At 68.3% G+C, this 19,206-nt stretch carries 5 protein-coding genes, 1 tRNA gene, 2 rRNA genes and 2 pseudogenes; 9 read left to right on the top strand and 1 reads right to left on the bottom strand.

Annotated features, from left to right (window positions below; genetic code table 11):
• Positions 1–55: 55 nt before the first annotated feature.
• The 3 genes from M4D82_RS24455 (at position 56) to M4D82_RS24465 (ending at position 3,435) form a co-directional block, all read left to right on the top strand.
• Positions 56–3,165, top strand: a 23S ribosomal RNA gene (locus M4D82_RS24455).
• A gap of 72 nt (positions 3,166–3,237) precedes the next feature.
• Positions 3,238–3,354: ribosomal RNA gene (rrf, locus tag M4D82_RS24460) — 5S ribosomal RNA — on the top strand.
• A 5-nt stretch (positions 3,355–3,359) separates the two neighbouring features.
• Positions 3,360–3,435 (top strand) — tRNA-Thr (locus tag M4D82_RS24465).
• 112 nt (positions 3,436–3,547) lie between these two features.
• On the opposite strand, the gene M4D82_RS24470 is transcribed toward M4D82_RS24465, so the two are convergent.
• Positions 3,548–6,073 carry a SpoIIE family protein phosphatase gene (locus tag M4D82_RS24470; RefSeq protein WP_249768073.1) on the bottom strand — a complete coding sequence of 842 codons (2,526 nt, stop codon included), beginning with the start codon at positions 6,071–6,073 and terminating at the stop codon, positions 3,548–3,550.
• A 227-nt stretch (positions 6,074–6,300) separates the two neighbouring features.
• Here M4D82_RS24470 and M4D82_RS24475 point away from each other — a divergent pair, with 227 nt between their 5' ends.
• The 6 genes and pseudogenes from M4D82_RS24475 to pgsA all read left to right on the top strand — a co-directional run bounded on the left by M4D82_RS24475 (position 6,301) and on the right by pgsA (position 19,199).
• Positions 6,301–11,826 (top strand): HAMP domain-containing hybrid sensor histidine kinase/response regulator, encoded by a 5,526-nt coding sequence (locus M4D82_RS24475; RefSeq protein ID WP_249768074.1) that lies wholly within the window; start codon positions 6,301–6,303, stop codon positions 11,824–11,826.
• Positions 11,827–12,056: 230 nt separating this feature from the next.
• Positions 12,057–12,737 (top strand): response regulator, encoded by a 681-nt coding sequence (locus M4D82_RS24480; protein WP_249768075.1) that lies wholly within the window; start codon positions 12,057–12,059, stop codon positions 12,735–12,737.
• Between the two features lie 244 nt (positions 12,738–12,981).
• Positions 12,982–15,763, top strand: a pseudogene (locus tag M4D82_RS24485) (FtsK/SpoIIIE family DNA translocase).
• Positions 15,764–16,010: 247 nt separating this feature from the next.
• A pseudogene (locus tag M4D82_RS24490) lies at positions 16,011–16,921 on the top strand (helix-turn-helix domain-containing protein).
• 125 nt (positions 16,922–17,046) lie between these two features.
• On the top strand, positions 17,047–18,546 hold the full coding sequence (gene rimO / locus M4D82_RS24495; protein WP_249768076.1) for a 30S ribosomal protein S12 methylthiotransferase RimO: 1,500 nt from the start codon (positions 17,047–17,049) through the stop codon (positions 18,544–18,546).
• Positions 18,543–19,199: a CDP-diacylglycerol--glycerol-3-phosphate 3-phosphatidyltransferase gene (gene pgsA, locus M4D82_RS24500; protein ID WP_249768077.1), complete on the top strand. Its 657-nt coding sequence runs from the start codon at positions 18,543–18,545 to the stop codon at positions 19,197–19,199. Before rimO ends, pgsA begins: the two co-directional genes overlap by 4 nt.
• Positions 19,200–19,206 lie beyond the last annotated feature (7 nt).

Here is a 19,206-nt window from a genome sequence, read left to right on the forward strand (position 1 = left end):
GGTGATGGGTGGCTGGTCGTTGCTTGAGAACTACACAGTGGACGCGAGCATCTGTGGCCAAGTTTTTAAGGGCGCACGGTGGATGCCTTGGCACCAGGAACCGATGAAGGACGTGAGAGGCCGCGATAGGCCCCGGGGAGCTGCCAACTGAGCTTTGATCCGGGGGTGTCCGAATGGGGAAACCCGGCAGTCGTCATGGGCTGTCACCCATGCCTGAACACATAGGGCATGTGGAGGGAACGAGGGGAAGTGAAACATCTCAGTACCCTCAGGAAGAGAAAACAACCGTGATTCCGGGAGTAGTGGCGAGCGAAACCGGATGAGGCCAAACCGTATGTGTGTGAGACCCGGCAGGGGTTGCGCATGCGGGGTTGTGGGAATGAGCTTTACGGTCTGCCGGCCGTGAGGCGAGTCAGAAACCGTTGATGTAGTCGAAGGACATGCGAAAGGTCCGGCGTAGAGGGTAAGACCCCCGTAGACGAAACATCAGCGGCTTGCTTGCTCATCTCCCAAGTAGCACGGGGCCCGAGAAATCCCGTGTGAATCTGGCGGGACCACCCGCTAAGCCTAAATATTCCTGGTGACCGATAGCGGATAGTACCGTGAGGGAATGGTGAAAAGTACCGCGGAGCGGAGTGAAATAGTACCTGAAACCGTGTGCCTACAAGCCGTGGAGCGTCGCCGTTGTTCTTCGGAACAACGGTCGTGACTGCGTGCCTTTTGAAGAATGAGCCTGCGAGTTAGCGGTGTGTAGCGAGGTTAACCCGTGTGGGGAAGCCGTAGCGAAAGCGAGTCCGAACAGGGCGATTGAGTTGCACGCTCTAGACCCGAAGCGGAGTGATCTAGCCATGGGCAGGTTGAAGCGGAGGTAAGACTTCGTGGAGGACCGAACCCACCAGGGTTGAAAACCTGGGGATGACCTGTGGTTAGGTGAAAGGCCAATCAAACTCCGTGATAGCTGGTTCTCCCGAAATGCATTTAGGTGCAGCGTCGTGTGTTTCTTGCCGGAGGTAGAGCACTGGATAGGCGATGGGCCCTACCGGGTTACTGACCTTAGCCAAACTCCGAATGCCGGTAAGTGAGAGCACGGCAGTGAGACTGTGGGGGATAAGCTCCATGGTCGAGAGGGAAACAGCCCAGAGCATCGACTAAGGCCCCTAAGCGTACGCTAAGTGGGAAAGGATGTGGAGTCGCAGAGACAACCAGGAGGTTGGCTTAGAAGCAGCCACCCTTGAAAGAGTGCGTAATAGCTCACTGGTCAAGTGATTCCGCGCCGACAATGTAGCGGGGCTCAAGCGTACCGCCGAAGTCGTGTCATTGCAGCTATAGGGCCAACGCCCGCTGTGATGGGTAGGGGAGCGTCGTGTGCCGGGTGAAGCAGCAGCGGAAGCTAGTTGTGGACGGTTCACGAGTGAGAATGCAGGCATGAGTAGCGATACACACGTGAGAAACGTGTGCGCCGATTGACTAAGGGTTCCTGGGTCAAGCTGATCTGCCCAGGGTAAGTCGGGACCTAAGGCGAGGCCGACAGGCGTAGTCGATGGACAACCGGTTGATATTCCGGTACCCGCTTTGAAACGCCCAATATCGAATCCTCTGATGCTAAGGCCGTGAAGCCGTTCCGGACCCTTCGGGGAATGGAAAGTGGTGGAGCCGCCGGCCCAAGGTGGTAGTAGGTAAGCGATGGGGTGACGCAGGAAGGTAGTCCAACCCGGGCGGTGGTTGTCCCGGGGTAAGGGTGTAGGCCGAGGGGTAGGCAAATCCGTCCCTCATACAAGGCTGAGACCTGATGCCGAGCCGATTGTGGTGAAGTGGATGATCCTATGCTGTCGAGAAAAGCCTCTAGCGAGTTTCATGGCGGCCCGTACCTAAACCGACTCAGGTGGTCAGGTAGAGAATACCGAGGCGTTCGGGTGAACTATGGTTAGGAACTCGGCAAAATGCCCCCGTAACTTCGGGAGAAGGGGGGCCATCACTGGTGATAGCACTTGCTGCTTGAGCTGGGGGTGGCCGCAGAGACCAGCGAGAAGCGACTGTTTACTAAAAACACAGGTCCGTGCGAAGCCGTAAGGCGATGTATACGGACTGACGCCTGCCCGGTGCTGGAACGTTAAGGGGACCGGTTAGTGACCTTTCGGGGTTGCGAAGCTGAGAACTTAAGCGCCAGTAAACGGCGGTGGTAACTATAACCATCCTAAGGTAGCGAAATTCCTTGTCGGGTAAGTTCCGACCTGCACGAATGGCGTAACGACTTCTCGACTGTCTCAACCATAGGCCCGGTGAAATTGCACTACGAGTAAAGATGCTCGTTTCGCGCAGCAGGACGGAAAGACCCGGACCTTTACTACAGTTTGATATTGGTGTTCGGTTCGGCTTGTGTAGGATAGGTGGGAGACTTTGAAGCCGTGACGCCAGTCATGGTGGAGTCGCCGTTGAAATACCACTCTGGTCGTGCTGGATGTCTAACCTCGGTCCGTGATCCGGATCAGGGACAGTGTCTGATGGGTAGTTTAACTGGGGCGGTTGCCTCCCAAAGGGTAACGGAGGCGCCCAAAGGTTCCCTCAGCCTGGTTGGCAATCAGGTGTTGAGTGTAAGTGCACAAGGGAGCTTGACTGTGAGACCGACGGGTCGAGCAGGGACGAAAGTCGGGACTAGTGATCCGGCGGTGGCTTGTGGAAGCGCCGTCGCTCAACGGATAAAAGGTACCCGGGGATAACAGGCTGATCTTCCCAAGAGTCCATATCGACGGGATGGTTTGGCACCTCGATGTCGGCTCGTCGCATCCTGGGGCTGGAGTCGGTCCCAAGGGTTGGGCTGTTCGCCCATTAAAGCGGTACGCGAGCTGGGTTTAGAACGTCGTGAGACAGTTCGGTCCCTATCCGCTGTGCGCGTAGGAATATTGAGAAGGGCTGTCCCTAGTACGAGAGGACCGGGACGGACGAACCTCTGGTGTGCCAGTTGTCCTGCCAAGGGCATGGCTGGTTGGCTACGTTCGGGAGGGATAACCGCTGAAAGCATCTAAGCGGGAAGCCTGCTTCAAGATGAGTATTCCCACCTCCTTGAGAGGGTAAGGCTCCCAGTAGACGACTGGGTTGATAGGCCAGATGTGGAAGCCCGGTAACGGGTGGAGCTGACTGGTACTAATAGGCCGAGGGCTTGTCCTCAGTTGCTCGCGTCCACTGTGTTAGTTCTGAAGTAACGACCGTGATATTGCCCGGTTGATATCTTCATAGTGTTTCGGTGGTCATAGCGTTAGGGAAACGCCCGGTTACATTCCGAACCCGGAAGCTAAGCCTTTCAGCGCCGATGGTACTGCAGGGGGGACCCTGTGGGAGAGTAGGACGCCGCCGAACAACCCGCCCTTTTAGCTCAGTCGGTAGAGCGTCTCCATGGTAAGGAGAAGGTCAACGGTTCGATTCCGTTAAAGGGCTCCAAACGAAGAGGCCCCCGCCATTGGCGGGGGCCTTTTTGCGTTTTACGGGCCGGGAGGAAGACCGTCGCGGTGGCACCGCTCCCTGGGCGCGGGAGCGGTGCCAAGCGCAGCGGTCAGTTGGCCTCGCGCTGGTGGGGGACGCGGAAGGCGAGGATGGCCATGTCGTCGGAGGCCGGTTCGGCCGCGAAGCGTTCCACCGCGCGCAGGACGCGGGAGGCGACGGCGCCGGCGGTGAGGCCCGTGCAGGTCGTGAGGACCTCGGCCAGGCCGTCGTCGCCGAGCATGCGGCTGCCTTCGCGGCGTTCGGTGACCCCGTCGGTGACGCAGAGCAGGACGTCGCCCGGGTCCAGGGTGAGGGTCTGCTCGTAGAGGTCGAGGTCGTCGATCACGCCCAGCAGGGGCTGCGGTTCCGCGTACGGGGTGACCTCGCCGTCCGGGCGCAGGCGCAGCGGGAGGGGGTGGCCGGCGCAGACCACCTTCAGCAGGGCGCCGCCGTCGGGCTGGGGGTGGAGCTCGCCGTAGAGGAGGGTGAGGAAGCGGCTGCGGGCGCCCTCGTCGAGGATCGCCGCGTTCAGGCGCTCCAGGACCGCCGGGCCGCCGAGGCCCTCGCGGGCCAGGAGGCGCAGGGCGTGGCGGGCCAGGCCCGTCACCGCCGCCGCCTCCGGGCCCGTACCGCAGACGTCGCCGATGGCGAAACCGTACGCGCCGTCGCGGATCGGGAAGACGTCGTAGAAGTCGCCGCCGACCTCGTTGCCCTCGCCGGCCGCGCGGTAGATGACCTCGACCTCCATGCCGGGGATGGCGGGGGAGCCGGGCGGCAGGAGGCTGCGCTGCAGGGAGCGGCTGATCGCGGTGCGCTCGGAGTAGAGGCGCGCGTTGTCCAGGGCGAGGGCGGCGCGGCGGGAGAGGTCGTCGGCGAGTTCGAGGATCTCCTGGCGGAAGTGCTCCTCGTGGGGGCGGCCGAGGGTGAGCATGCCGATGACCCGGTTGCGGGCCAGGAGCGGCAGGACCACCGTGTCGCCGCCGACGGCGGTGGTGGCCGCGGGCCACGGGCGGGCGCCGGCCTCGCGGACCGGTTCGGGCGGGTCGACCCGGGACAGGAGTGCCTTCAGGTCGTCGATGTGTTCCTCGTCCTCGTGGAGGACGTAGGCGAGGTAGGGATCGGAGGCCTGGTCGGCGATGGTGTAGACGGCGCACCAGGTGGCCAGGGTGGGGACGGTCATCTGGGCCATGAGGGCCAGGGTCTGGTCCCGGTCGAGGGTGCCGGCCAGCAGGTCGGAGGCCTCGACGAGGAAGGAGAGGGACCCGCGGCGCAGTCGTTCCAGCTCGCCGAGGCGGGCGGATTCGACGGCGAGGGCGATGCGGTCGGCGGCGAACTGGAGGCGCAGGGCGTCCTCGTTGCTGTAGCGACCCGGGCCTTCGGAGGCGATGCCGAGGGAGCCGGTGAGGCGGCCCTCGACCTTGAGGGGGACGGTGATGACGGAGCGCATGCCGGTGGATTCCAGGAGCGGGATGGCTCCGGGGACGGCGGCGAGGTCGTCGTGGACGGCGGGCATGCGGGCGGAGCCGTAGCGGTTGGTGCCGGCTTCGACGGGGACGCGGGCGAAGCGCTGGCGGGTGGAAGGCAGGCCGGTCGTGGCGCGGACCTCCAGTTCCGTCTCGTCGTCGGTGGCGAGGAGGAGGAAGGCGGCGTCCGCGTCGAGCATGTCGCGGGCGCGCTCGACGGTGCGTTGGAGGAGGCCGTCGAGGTCGTCGGGGGCGGGGGAGCCGATGAAGACCTCGAAGGGGTCTGCGGGGCGGGGTTCGGAGTGCGGGGAGCCGTCGGTGGAGGGGACGCGTACGGGGCTCTGGAGCAGGGCGCGCTCGTCGTCGTGGACGAGGAGGCAGACGATGGAAGGCTCGCCGTGTGCGTCGCGGACGCGCAGGTGGGAGGCGTAGACGGGGATCACGCGGCCGTCGGCGCCGCGGATGCCGTAGCTGCCCTCCCAGCGGGACAGGCGCAGGGCCTCGGCGATGCCGGTGCCGGTGCCGGGGGTCTGCGGCCAGGCGGCCAGTTCGGCGAGGGGACGACCGATGACCTTCTCGGCGGGGAAGCCGAAGACGTGCTCGGCGTCCTCGTTCCAGGCGCGGATCTGGTCGGCGGAGTCGATCTGGAGGACGGCGACGCGGACGCGGCTGTCGGCCAGGGGCAGGAACTGGTCGGGGACGACGGGGCCCGCCGAGCGGGTACCGACCGGCCGGTCCGGGAGGTCGAGGCGGAACCACACGTGCTTCTGCGTCGCCGTGTACTCGACGCCCCAGCGGGTGGCCAGGGCGGAGCAGAGCATCAGACCGCGGCCGCTCTCGCGTTCGGCGTCGGCGTAGGGGCGCCGGCCGGGCGGCTGGAGTGGGAGCCCGCGCTCGGGGTAGCGGTCGGCGATCTCGACGCGTACGCCGTCCTCGGCGCGCAGGCACAGGACCTCGGCACGGGTGCCGGCGTGGACGACGGCGTTGGTGACCAGCTCGCTGGTCAGGACCACGGCGTCGTCGACGATGTCGGCGAAGCCCCAGCCGTGCAGGGTGTCGCGCACGAACGCGCGGGCAGCGGCGACGGAGCGCCCTTGAGGGTCGAAACTGGCAGCCGCCCGTGCCGTGATCACGAGTCTCCTTCGACGCGGTTGGACATCGGATGCCAGGTTACTTACCTTCGCGGTCGCGAGGAGGCCGTCGTACGGGATTCCACTCGCAGGGTGCGGCCGGTGTGCGATGGTGCCGAAGTGTTATGGCCGGGTTCGGCCGGGGTGAAACACTGGGCAGGCTTGGAGAGCCGGGATCTGGATATCGGATGTCCGGTGGAACAGTGGTCGACCCTTCTGGGAGGGACACGGTGGAGTCTGGCGCGGCGGTGCGGCGTACGGGAACGCGGCCCAAGGGCGGACGGTCCCGGCGGAACGGGACGACGGAAGTCGATACAGCCGCCCTGAACCGGCTGCTCACGGCCCTGGTGTCGATGCGGGACGGGAACTTCCGCAAGCGGCTGACGGTGTCCGGCGAGGGCGTGATGGCGGAGATCGCCGCCGTCTACAACGAGGTCGCCGACCGTAATCTCCACCTGACCGGGGAGCTGTCCCGGGTCCGGCGGATGGTGGGTCGGGAGGGCAAGCTGAGCGAGCGGCTGGAGACGGGGGCCTGTGAGGGTTCCTGGGCGGCCGCGATCGACGCCTCGAACCAGCTGGTGGACGATCTGGCCCGGCCGGTGTCCGAGGTGGGGCGGGTGCTGTCGGCGGTGGCCGAAGGTGACCTGGACCAGCGGATGGACCTGCGGACGCAGAGCGCGGACGGAGCGGGGCATCCGCTGCGCGGGGAGTTCCTGAAGGTCGGGCGCACGGTCAACAACCTGGTCGACCAGCTGTCGGCGTTCACCGACGAGGTGACGCGGGTGGCGCTGGAGGTGGGTACCGAGGGCAAGCTCGGTGGTCAGGCCCAGGTGCGGGGGATGTCCGGTTCGTGGAAGGACCTGACCGACTCCGTCAACACGATGGCGTACCGCCTCACCGCTCAGGTGCGTGACATCGCTCTCGTGACGACGGCGGTGGCGAAGGGCGATCTGTCGCGCAAGGTCACGGTGCACGTGGCCGGCGAGATGCTCCAGCTGAAGAACACCGTGAACACGATGGTGGACCAGCTGTCCTCGTTCTCCTCCGAGGTGACGCGGGTCGCCCGTGAGGTGGGTACGGAGGGTGAGCTGGGCGGACAGGCCAAGGTGCCCGGCGTCGCGGGCGTGTGGAAGGACCTGACCGACTCCGTCAACACGATGGCGGGCAATCTGACCGCGCAGGTGCGCGGGATCGCCCAGGTGACGACGGCGGTCGCGAACGGTGACCTGTCGCAGAAGGTACGGGTCAGCGCGCGCGGCGAGGTGGCGCAGCTCGCCGAGACGATCAACCAGATGACCGAGACGCTGCGGACCTTCGCGGACGAGGTCACGCGCGTGGCCAGCGAGGTCGGCGCCAAGGGGCTGCTCGGTGGTCAGGCGCAGGTGCCGGGGGCGGCGGGGACGTGGAAGGACCTCACGGACTCGGTGAACACGGTGTTCCGCAACCTCACCACGCAGGTGCGGGACATCGCGCAGGTGACGACGGCGGTCGCGAACGGTGACCTGTCGCAGAAGGTCACGGTCGACGTGGCCGGCGAGATGCTGGAGTTGAAGAACACCGTCAACACGATGGTGGACCAGCTCCAGTCGTTCGGTTCCGAAGTGACGCGGGTGGCCCGTGAGGTCGGTGTCGAAGGTGAGCTGGGCGGGCAGGCGCAGGTGCCGGGGGCGGCGGGGACGTGGAAGGACCTCACCGATTCGGTGAACACCGCCTTCCGGAATCTGACCGGGCAGGTGCGCAACATCGCGCAGGTGACGACGGCGGTCGCGAACGGCGATCTGTCGCAGAAGGTCACGGTGGACGTCTCCGGCGAGATGCTCCAGCTGAAGAACACCGTGAACACGATGGTCGACCAGCTGTCCTCGTTCGCCGATCAGGTCACGCGGATGGCGCGGGACGTGGGTACGGAGGGGCGGCTCGGCGGTCAGGCCCGGGTGGAGGGGGTGTCCGGGACCTGGAAGGAGCTGACCGACTCCGTCAACTTCATGGCGGGGAACCTGACGTCCCAGGTGCGCCAGATCGCCCAGGTGACGACGGCGGTGGCGCGTGGTGACCTGTCGCAGAAGATCGACGTGGACGCGCGCGGCGAGATCCTGGAGCTGAAGAACACCATCAACACGATGGTGGACCAGCTGTCGGCGTTCGCCGAGCAGGTGACGCGGGTCGCCCGGGACGTGGGTACGGAGGGCCGGCTCGGTGGTCAGGCGCAGGTGCCGGGCGTGGCCGGGGTGTGGCGGGATCTGACCGATTCGGTGAACGGCATGGCCGGGAACCTGACCTCGCAGGTCCGCAACATCGCGCAGGTCGCGACGGCGGTGGCGCGCGGTGATCTGTCGCAGAAGATCGACGTGGACGCGCGCGGCGAGATCCTGGAGCTGAAGAACACCCTCAACACGATGGTCGACCAGCTCTCGAACTTCGCGGAGCAGGTGACGCGGGTCGCCCGTGAGGTGGGTACCGAGGGCATCCTCGGCGGTCAGGCGGAGGTGAAGGGGGTCTCCGGTACCTGGAAGGACCTGACCCAGTCCGTCAACTTCATGGCCAACAACCTGACCTCGCAGGTGCGCAACATCGCGGAGGTGACGACGGCGGTCGCCATGGGCGACCTGTCGAAGAAGATCACCGTCGACGCGAAGGGCGAGATCCTCGAACTGGTCACGACCGTCAACACGATGGTGGACCAGCTGTCGTCGTTCGCGGAGCAGGTGACGCGGGTGGCCCGCGAGGTGGGTACCGAGGGCATCCTCGGCGGTCAGGCGCGCGTGCGCGGGGTGACCGGCATCTGGAAGGACCTGAGCGACAACGTCAACCTGATGGCGAACAACCTGACGTCGCAGGTGCGCAACATCTCGCAGGTCTCGGCGGCGGTCGCCAACGGCGATCTGACGAAGAAGGTCACCGTCGAGGCGCGCGGTGAGGTCGCCCAGCTCGCCGACACGGTGAACACGATGGTCAAGACGCTGTCGTCGTTCGCGGACGAGGTGACGCGGGTGGCCCGCGAGGTGGGTACGGAGGGTCGGCTCGGCGGTCAGGCGCACGTCCCCGGGGTCTCGGGCACGTGGAAGGACCTGACCGATTCGGTGAACTTCATGGCGTCCAACCTCACCGGTCAGGTGCGGCAGATCGCCATGGTCACGACCGCCATCGCCAAGGGCGACATGACCAAGAAGATCGACATCGACGCCCGGGGCGAGATCCTGGAGCTCAAGACGACGATCAACACGATGGTCGACCAGCTGTCGTCGTTCGCCGACCAGGTGACGCGGGTGGCCCGTGAGGTGGGTACCGAGGGCATCCTCGGCGGTCAGGCCCGGGTCCGTGACGTCGACGGGACCTGGCGCGACCTGACCGAGTCCGTGAACGAGATGGCCGGGAACCTCACCCGCCAGGTGCGGGCGATCGCGGCGGTGGCCACGGCGGTCACGCGCGGAGACCTGAGCCTGAAGGTCGACGTGGACGCGGCCGGCGAGATCCAGGTGCTCCAGGACAACATCAACACGATGATCGTGAACCTGCGCGACACCACCTTGGCCAACAAGGAGCAGGACTGGCTCAAGGGCAACCTCGCGCGGATCTCCGCGCTGATGCAGGGGCGCCGGGACCTGGACGACGTCGCCTCGCTGATCATGAGCGAGCTGACTCCGGTCGTGGCCGCGCAGCACGGTGCGTTCTTCCTGGCGCTGCCGACCGGTGGGAGCACGGAGATCGGGGCGGACGGGACCGGGGAGGGCTCGTACGAGCTGCGGATGCGCGGGAGTTACGCGTACGCGGGCAGTCAGATGCCGATCTCGTTCCGGCCGGGTGAGGGGCTGATCGGGACGGTCGCCGAGGAGAAGCGGACCATCCTGGTCGAGAACACCCCGCCGGGCTATCTGAAGATCTCATCGGGGCTGGGCGAGGCGCCGCCGGCGCATGTGATCGTGCTGCCGGTGCTGTTCGAGGGGAAGACGCTCGGCGTCATCGAGCTGGCCGGCTTCCAGCCGTTCACGCAGATCCAGAAGGACTTCCTCAGCCAGATCGCGGAGATGATCGGGACGAGCGTGAACACCATCTCCGTCAATTCCAAGACGGAGATGCTCCTCAAGCAGTCCCAGGAGATGACCGAGCAACTGCGCGAGCGTTCCGACGAGTTGGAGAACCGACAGAAGGCACTCCAGGCAGCCAACGCCGAACTGGAGGAGAAGGCCGAGCTGTTGGCCCGGCAGAACCGGGACATCGAGGTGAAGAACACCGAGATCGAGGAGGCCCGGCAGGTCCTGGAGGAGCGGGCGGAGCAGCTCGCGGTCTCGATGCGGTACAAGAGCGAGTTCCTGGCGAACATGTCGCACGAGCTGCGGACCCCGCTCAACTCGCTTTTGATCCTGGCCAAGCTGCTCGCCGACAACGCCGACGAGAACCTCTCGCCGAAGCAGGTGGAGTTCGCCGAGACGATCCACGGCGCGGGTTCCGACCTGCTCCAGCTGATCAACGACATCCTCGACCTGTCGAAGGTCGAGGCGGGGAAGATGGACGTCTCGCCGACCCGGATCGCGCTCGTCCAGCTGGTGGACTACGTGGAGGCCACGTTCCGGCCGCTGACGGCGGAGAAGGGGCTCGACTTCTCGGTACGGGTCTCCCCGGAGTTGCCCGCGACCCTGCACACCGACGAGCAGCGGCTCCTGCAGGTGCTGCGGAACCTGCTGTCGAACGCGGTGAAGTTCACCGACAACGGGGCGGTGGAGCTGGTGATCCGGCCGGCCGGCGGGGACGTGCCGGCGGCGATCCGGGAGCAGCTGCTGGAGGCCGGTTCGCTGCGCGAGGCGGACGCCGACCTGATCGCCTTCTCGGTGACCGACACGGGCATCGGGATCGCGGAGAGCAAGATGCTGGTGATCTTCGAGGCGTTCAAGCAGGCGGACGGTACGACGAGCCGCAAGTACGGCGGCACCGGCCTCGGGCTGTCCATCAGCCGGGAGATCGCCCGGCTGCTGGGCGGGGAGATCCACGCGGCCAGCGAGCCGGGACGGGGTTCGACCTTCACCCTGTACCTGCCGCTGCACCCCAGCGAGCTGCCGCCGCAGGGATACGCGCCGCCCACGCCGGGCGGGGCGCGCGGGGAGTACCGCAGGGTGGTCGAGGAGGCGGGGCCGAAGGCGCCGGCGCTGCCGGCCGCGTCGCCGCAGCCCGCGCTGGGTACGGGCGCCCGGAACGCGGTGCCGGTGCGCCACGCGCTGCCGGTGGCGGAACCCGCCGGGCAGGGCTCGTCCGCGCTGTTCCGGCGCCGCCGCAAGCCCACGCCGCATCCGCTGCCGCGTACCGAGGTGCCGGGACAGCCGGACGGTGAGGCCTGGGAGGCGCAGGAGCCGCTGCCGACGCCGCCGCGGAGCTACGACTTCCACGGCGAGCGGGTGCTGATCGTCGATGACGACGTGCGCAACGTGTTCGCGCTGACGAGCGTGCTGGAGCAGCACGGGCTGGCGGTCCTCTACGCCGAGAACGGGCGGGAGGGCATCGAGGTCCTGGAGCAGCACGACGACGTGGCGGTGGTGCTGATGGACATCATGATGCCGGAGATGGACGGGTACGCGACGACCTCGGCGATCCGGCGGATGCCGCAGTTCGCGGGGTTGCCGATCATCGCGCTGACGGCGAAGGCGATGAAGGGGGACCGGGAGAAGGCCATCGATTCCGGGGCCTCCGACTACGTCACCAAGCCGGTCGAGCCCGATTATTTGCTGTCGGTGATGGAGCAGCACATGCGCGCGGACCGAGCCTGACGACGGGAGGGCGGGCGGGAAGCTTCCGGGAACCTTCTGCCCTCCTGTCACGTTTCCGCTTCGTGCACAGTGACATCTTGGTGACAGGGTGTGGCGATCTCGGGACTGGGGCTACGATGACCGGCACAAGGACGGACGGCGCAAGGATGCCGTCCTCTGGGGCGGGGCCCGGCGAACAGGCCGGAGCCAGGAGCCGGGGAGGCCCCATGCCGGGGCGAGGAGGACAGGGCATGGTGCAGAAGGCCAAGATCCTCCTGGTCGACGACCGGCCGGAGAATCTGCTGGCGCTGGAGGCCATCCTCTCCGCGCTCGATCAGACACTGGTCCGGGCGTCGTCGGGGGAGGAAGCGCTCAAGGCGCTGCTGACGGACGATTTCGCGGTCATCCTGCTGGATGTCCAGATGCCGGGCATGGACGGGTTCGAGACCGCCGCGCACATCAAGCGGCGCGAGCGGACCCGGGACATCCCGATCATCTTCCTCACCGCGATCAACCACGGTCCGCACCACACCTTCCGCGGGTACGCGGCGGGCGCGGTGGACTACATCTCGAAGCCGTTCGACCCGTGGGTGCTGCGCGCCAAGGTCTCGGTGTTCGTGGAGCTGTACACGAAGAACTGCCAACTGCGCGAGCAGGCCTCCCTGCTGCGCCTCCAGCTGGAGGGCGGCGGGACCAACGGCGACGGCAGCAAGGAGACGGCCGGATTGCTGGCCGAACTCTCCGCGCGGCTCGCGGCGGTGGAGGAGCAGGCGGAGGCGCTGACCAAGCAGCTCGGGGAGGACTCGGCCGAAGCGGCGGTGGTGGCGACGGCCGCCCACCTGGAACGGAAGCTGACGGGACTGCGGCGGGCGTTGGACGCGCTGGAGCCGGGCACCGGCGGGGTCACGCCGGTCCTGCCGGCGCAGGGCTGAGCCGGTGCGGGGCCGATCCGGCGTGGGGTCGTGGCCCGGGGCGCGCTCGACGTAGGGCGACCGGGCCCGGTCGCGTACGGCGAACGGGCCCCGGCGGGCGGTCGGCCGGCTGGGCTTCAGGTCTGGCGTCAGGTGGGGTGCCAGGTCTGGCGCGGCGTCAAAACACGTACGGACGGGGCGACACGAACGGGTGAAGGGGTGGGCACGCGTGTCCACCGGCGTGCGCACCGGTAACCTCGGCCCCATGGCCTCAAGTACGTCCGGCAAGGGTTCCCCGAGCAGCGCGGGCGCCGCGAAGGGCCGCACCGGCCGTACGACGGCGCCGGCCAAGAAGGCGGCCCCCGCCCGCAAGCCGCCCGCCAAGAAGGCCGCCGCGGCCAAGCGTCCCCCAGTCAAGAAGGTCGCCGCCAAACCGGCGCCGTCCCCGACCGGGGGTGTGCTGCGGCTGGTGCGCGCCTGTTGGCTCGGTCTCGCGCACGCCGTCGGCGCGATCCTGCGCGGCGTCGGCCGGGGAGCGAAGAACCTCGACCCGGCCCACCGCAAGGACGGCATCGCGCTGTTGCTGCTGGCGCTCGCGCTGATCGTCGCCGCCGGCACCTGGTCGAACCTGAGCGGACCCGTCGGCGACCTGGTCACGATGCTGGTCACCGGCGCCTTCGGCCGCCTCGACCTGCTCGTGCCGATCCTCCTCGCGATCATGGCGGCACGTTTCATCCGCCACCCGGAGCAGACCGACGCCAACGGCCGGATCGGCATCGGTCTGTCCGCCCTGGTCATCGGAGTCCTCGGACTCGTGCACATCGCCTGCGGGGCGCCGGGCCGCGACGAGGGCACCACCGCCATGCAGAACGCGGGCGGGCTCATCGGATGGGGCGCCTCCAAGCCGCTCATCTTCACCATGGGCGCCCCCCTGGCCGTGCCCATGCTGGTGCTGCTCACGATCTTCGGGCTGCTGGTGGTCACCGCGACCCCGGTCAACGCCATCCCGCAGCGACTGCGGAAGCTGGGCATCCGGCTCGGGATCATCGCGCCGAACGAATACGACGAGGGCTACGGGGAGCCGGAGGCGGCGGGCCACGGCCCCGAGCGGCGGGGTCGTCACGACGCCGAGCAGTGGCGCGCCCGTACCGGCGGGGCCCCGGGCGATCCGGCCGACGCCGCCGAGGAGGCGGCGCTCGCCCGACGCAGGCCGCGGCGCAGCGCCGGGCGGCCGGGGAGCGGGAGATGGACGCCGTCGACGTGGCCGCCGCAGCGGCGGCCGCGCTGGACGGGGCCGTCTACGGCGGGCTGCCGCCGTCGCCGCTCGTCGCCGACCTCACCCAGGGCATCTCCGTCGAGCGGGAGGGCGTGGAGATCACCGCTCCGGTGCCGCCCGCGCGCGGGAGGCGCCCTCCGCGCCCGCCGCGGCGGCCGCCACCGCTGCGGAGGCCGACGCGCCGCACGAGCGGACCGCCGCCGCGTCCGGCACGCTGTCGGTGCCGGACCTGACGAAGGCCCCGCCGCCGGCCCAGCCGTTGCCGCCCCGCGCCGAGCAGCTCCAGCTGCGCGGGGACATCACGTACGCGCTGCCCTCGCTGGACCTGCTGGAGAAGGGCGGGCCGGGCAAGACCCGTAGCGCCGCGAACGACGCGGTCGTCGCCTCGCTGACGAACGTCTTCACCGAGTTCAAGGTCGACGCGCAGGTCACCGGCTTCACCCGGGGGCCGACGGTGACCCGCTACGAGGTCACGCTCGGCGCGGCGGTCAAGGTCGAGCGGATCACGGCGCTGGCGAAGAACATCGCCTACGCCGTGGCCTCCCCGGACGTGCGCATCATCAGCCCGATCCCGGGCAAGTCGGCCGTCGGCATCGAGATCCCGAACACGGACCGCGAGATGGTCAACCTGGGTGACGTGCTCCGGCTGGCGGACGCCGCCGAGGACGACCACCCGATGCTCGTCGCGCTCGGCAAGGACGTCGAGGGCGGCTACGTGATGGCCAACCTCGCGAAGATGCCGCACGTCCTGGTCGCGGGCGCCACCGGTTCCGGCAAGTCCTCCTGCATCAACTGCCTGATCACCTCGATCATGGTGCGGGCCACCCCGGAGGAGGTGCGGATGGTGCTGGTCGACCCCAAGCGGGTCGAGCTGACCGCCTACGAGGGCATCCCGCACCTGATCACGCCGATCATCACCAACCCCAAGCGGGCCGCCGAGGCCCTCCAGTGGGTGGTGAAGGAGATGGACCTCCGCTACGACGACCTGGCCGCCTTCGGCTTCCGGCACATCGACGACTTCAACCAGGCCATCCGGGACGGCAAGATCACGCTGCCGCCGGGCAGCGAGCGCGAGCTCAACCCGTACCCGTACCTGCTGGTGATCGTCGACGAGCTCGCGGACCTGATGATGGTGGCGCCGCGCGACGTGGAGGACTCGATCGTCCGCATCACCCAGCTGGCCCGCGCGGCCGGCATCCACCTGGTGCTCGCCACACAGCGGCCCTCGGTGGACGTGGTGACCGGTCTGATCAAGGCGAACGTGCCCTCGCGGCTCGCCTTCGCGACCTCCTCCCTCGCCGACAGCCGCGTCATCCTGGACCAGCCCGGCGCGGAGAAGCTGATCGGCAAGGGTGACGGACTGTTCCTGCCGATGGGCGCGAACAAGCCGGTCCGCCTCCAGGGCGCCTTCGTCACGGAGGACGAGGTCCAGGCGGTGGTCGGGCACTGCAAGGACCAGATGGCGCCCGTCTTCCGGGACGACGTGACCGTCGGGCAGAAGCAGAAGAAGGAGATCGACGAGGAGATCGGCGACGACCTCGACCTGCTGTGCCAGGCGGCGGAGCTGGTGGTCTCCACGCAGTTCGGCTCCACCTCCATGCTCCAGCGCAAGCTGCGGGTGGGTTTCGCCAAGGCCGGGCGGCTGATGGACCTCATGGAATCGCGGGGGGTCGTCGGCCCGAGCGAGGGTTCGAAGGCGCGCGACGTCCTGGTCAAACCGGACGAGTTGGACGGGGTGCTCGCGGTGATCCGGGGCGAGGGGGCGCCGTAGGGGCGCCCGCCGCCGATGGGGGCGATGGGAACGGGGACTGAACGGCGCCGGGCCGGCTCACTCGACCGTATGGGATCGGCCGGCAACCGTTTCCCCCGGGCCCGCGTCAAGTTGAGGGAGGCAGCCGCGGGTCTTCCCGAAGCCATTCGGATGGCGTAGGGAAGCGGACCCTCCGGTTGCCCCACCCTTTCGTCACCCCCCTAGACTGGACCTCCAGCAGGTGGCTACACGCTCGAAAGGCGCCCACGTGTCCATCGGCAACGCCAACTCCCCCGAAGAAGAGCGGCCTTCGACCGGCGACGGGTCCGAGGACCGCCTCGTCAAAGGACCCGTCGAGGAACCGTCCATCGGGACGGTCCTCAAGAAGGCCCGCATCGCCGCCGGGCTCACCGTCGACGAGGTCAGTTCCACCACCCGCGTGCGCATCCCGATCGTGCACGCGATCGAAGAGGACGACTTCACGCGGTGCGGCGGTGACGTCTACGCCCGCGGTCACATCCGTACGCTCGCCCGCGCCGTGCACCTCGATCCGGCACCCCTGGTCGAGAGCTACGACGCGGCCCACGGCGGCCGGCCGGCACCCACCCCCGCCGCGCCGATGTTCGAAGCCGAGCGCATCCGCCCCGAACGGCAGCGGCCCAACTGGACCGCCGCCATGGTCGCCGCCATCGTCGCCGTGATCGGCTTCGTGGGCTTCACCGCCTTCAGCGGTGGCGACGACAGCGGCAAGCGACCCGTCGCGGAGGGCTCCGCCTCGGCCCGGCCGGCCGGGAAGCCGGCGCAGCCCCGCCAGCCCGCGGGCAAGCCGGCCGACTCTCCCGCCCGACCCCGCCCGCACCCAAGCCGGAGCCCTCGGACAGCGCCATCGCGGCGGCTCCCAAGGACCTCGTCACCGTCGTCCTGACGGCCGACACCGGCGAGAGCTGGATCTCCGCGAAGGACCACAGCGGCCGACTCCTCTTCGACGGCACCCTCGCGCAGGGCGAGTCGAAGACCTTCACCGACAAGGAGTCCGTCGACCTCGTGCTCGGCGACGCCGGGGCCGTCAAGCTGTTCGTGAACGGCAAGGAGATCAAGGACGACTTCCAGCCGGGACAGGTCGAACGTCTCACCTACACCAAGGACGACCCGAGCGAGGACCAGGCCCAGGCGGGCTGACCAGCACGGAACGACGAATTCCAAATCCCCGGGATCCCGCGCGGCACCGCCCGCCGGCCCCGGGGATCTTGGTGTGGGGGGACGTGAGGCGGGGGCCGGCGCCGGGACGAAGTAGTCTTGAGTCCATGCCCGAACGCCGTACCGTCGCCCTTGTCACTCTTGGCTGCGCCCGTAACGAGGTGGACTCGGAGGAGCTCGCAGGCCGCTTGGCGGCGGATGGCTGGGAGCTCGTCGAGGACGCCGCCGACGCGGACGTCGCCGTCGTCAACACCTGTGGCTTCGTCGAAGCCGCGAAGAAGGACTCCGTAGACGCCCTGCTGGAAGCCAACGATCTCAAGGATCACGGCAAGACCCAGGCCGTCGTCGCCGTCGGCTGCATGGCCGAGCGCTACGGCAAGGAACTCGCCGAAGCGCTTCCCGAGGCCGACGGAGTCCTCGGTTTCGACGACTACGCCGACATCTCCAACCGCCTCCAGACCATCCTCAGCGGTGGCAGCGTCGAGGCCCACACCCCGCGCGACCGGCGCAAGCTGCTGCCGATCAGCCCCGCCGAGCGCCAGCGGGCCGACGTGGCCCTGCCCGGTCACGCGCAGACCCCCGCCGAGGAGCCGGCCGAGGCCCCCGCCGACCTGCCCGACGGGCTCGCGCCCGCCTCCGGCCCGCGCGCGCCCCTGCGCCGCCGCCTGGACAAGAGCCCGGTCGCCTCGGTCAAGCTCGCCTCCGGCTGCGACCGCCGCTGCTCCTTCTGCGCCATCCCGTCCTTCCGCGGCTCGTTCATCTCGCGCCGCCCCAGTGACGTGCTGGGCGAGACGCGCTGGCTCGCCGAGCAGGGCGTCAAGGAGATCATGCTGGTCTCCGAGAACAACACCTCGTACGGCAAGGACCTCGGCGACATCCGCCTGCTGGAGACGCTGCTGCCCGAGCTGGCCGCCGTCGACGGCATCGAGCGCGTCCGCGTCAGCTACCTCCAGCCCGCCGAGATGCGCCCCGGCCTGATCGACGTCCTGACCTCGACGCCCAAGGTCGTGCCGTACTTCGACCTGTCGTTCCAGCACTCGGCCCCCGACGTGCTGCGCGCCATGCGCCGCTTCGGCGACACCGACCGCTTCCTGGAGCTGCTGGACACCATCCGCTCCAAGGCCCCGCAGGCCGGCGTCCGCTCCAACTTCATCGTCGGCTTCCCCGGCGAGAGCGAGGCGGACTTCGCCGAGCTGGAGCGTTTCCTCACCCACGCCCGCCTCGACGCCATCGGGGTCTTCGGCTACTCCGACGAGGACGGCACCGAGGCCGTCACCTACGACAACAAGCTGGACGCGGACACGATCGCCGAGCGCCTCGCCCACATGCAGCGCCTGGCCGAGGAACTCACCTCGCAGCGCGCCGAGGAGCGGATCGGGGAGACCCTGGAGGTACTCGTCGAGTCGGTCGAGTCCCTCGACGAGGACGGCGAGGGCGCCTACGGGCGCGCCGCCCACCAGGCGCCGGAAACCGACGGCCAGGTCGTCTTCACGGACGGCACGGGCCTGGTCCCGGGGCGTATCGTCACGGCGAAGGTGGTCGGCACCCTCGGTGTGGACCTGGTGGCGGAGCCGCTGGGCGTGGATCTTGAGGAGGCGGCCGGATGACCGGAGTCCCGGCATCTGCGGCGGGCGGGACAGGCCGCCGGCCCGTGCCCGGCGCGAAGCTCGGGGCTGCGGCCGTCAATCAGGCCAGCCTGTGGAACATCGCGAACATCCTGACGATGATCCGGCTCGTCCTCGTGCCGGGATTCGTCCTGCTGCTGCTCGCCGACGGGGGCTATGACCCCGTATGGCGGGCCTGGGCGTGGGCGGCCTTCGCCGTCGCGATGATCACCGACATCTTCGACGGGCACCTGGCCCGGACCTACAACCTGGTCACGGACTTCGGGAAGATCGCCGACCCTATCGCCGACAAGGCGATCATGGGGTCGGCGCTGATCTGTCTGTCGCTGCTGGGAGACCTCCCCTGGTGGGTGACCGGGGTGATCCTCGGGCGGGAGCTCGGGATCACGCTGATGCGCTTCCTGGTGATCCGGTACGGGGTGATCCCGGCCAGTCGGGGCGGCAAGCTCAAGACCCTGGCACAGGGCACGGCGGTGGGCATGTACGTGCTCGCGCTGACCGGGCCGCTGGCGACCCTGCGGTTCTGGGTCATGGCCCTCGCCGTCGTGCTGACCGTCGTCACGGGTCTGGACTACGTACGGCAGGCCGTGGTGCTGCGCCGGGCCGGATTGGCCGCGGAGCGGGCCGCGAGGTGACATACGG

The sequence above is a fragment of the Streptomyces sp. RerS4 genome, from assembly GCF_023515955.1.
GTDB lineage: Bacteria > Actinomycetota > Actinomycetes > Streptomycetales > Streptomycetaceae > Streptomyces.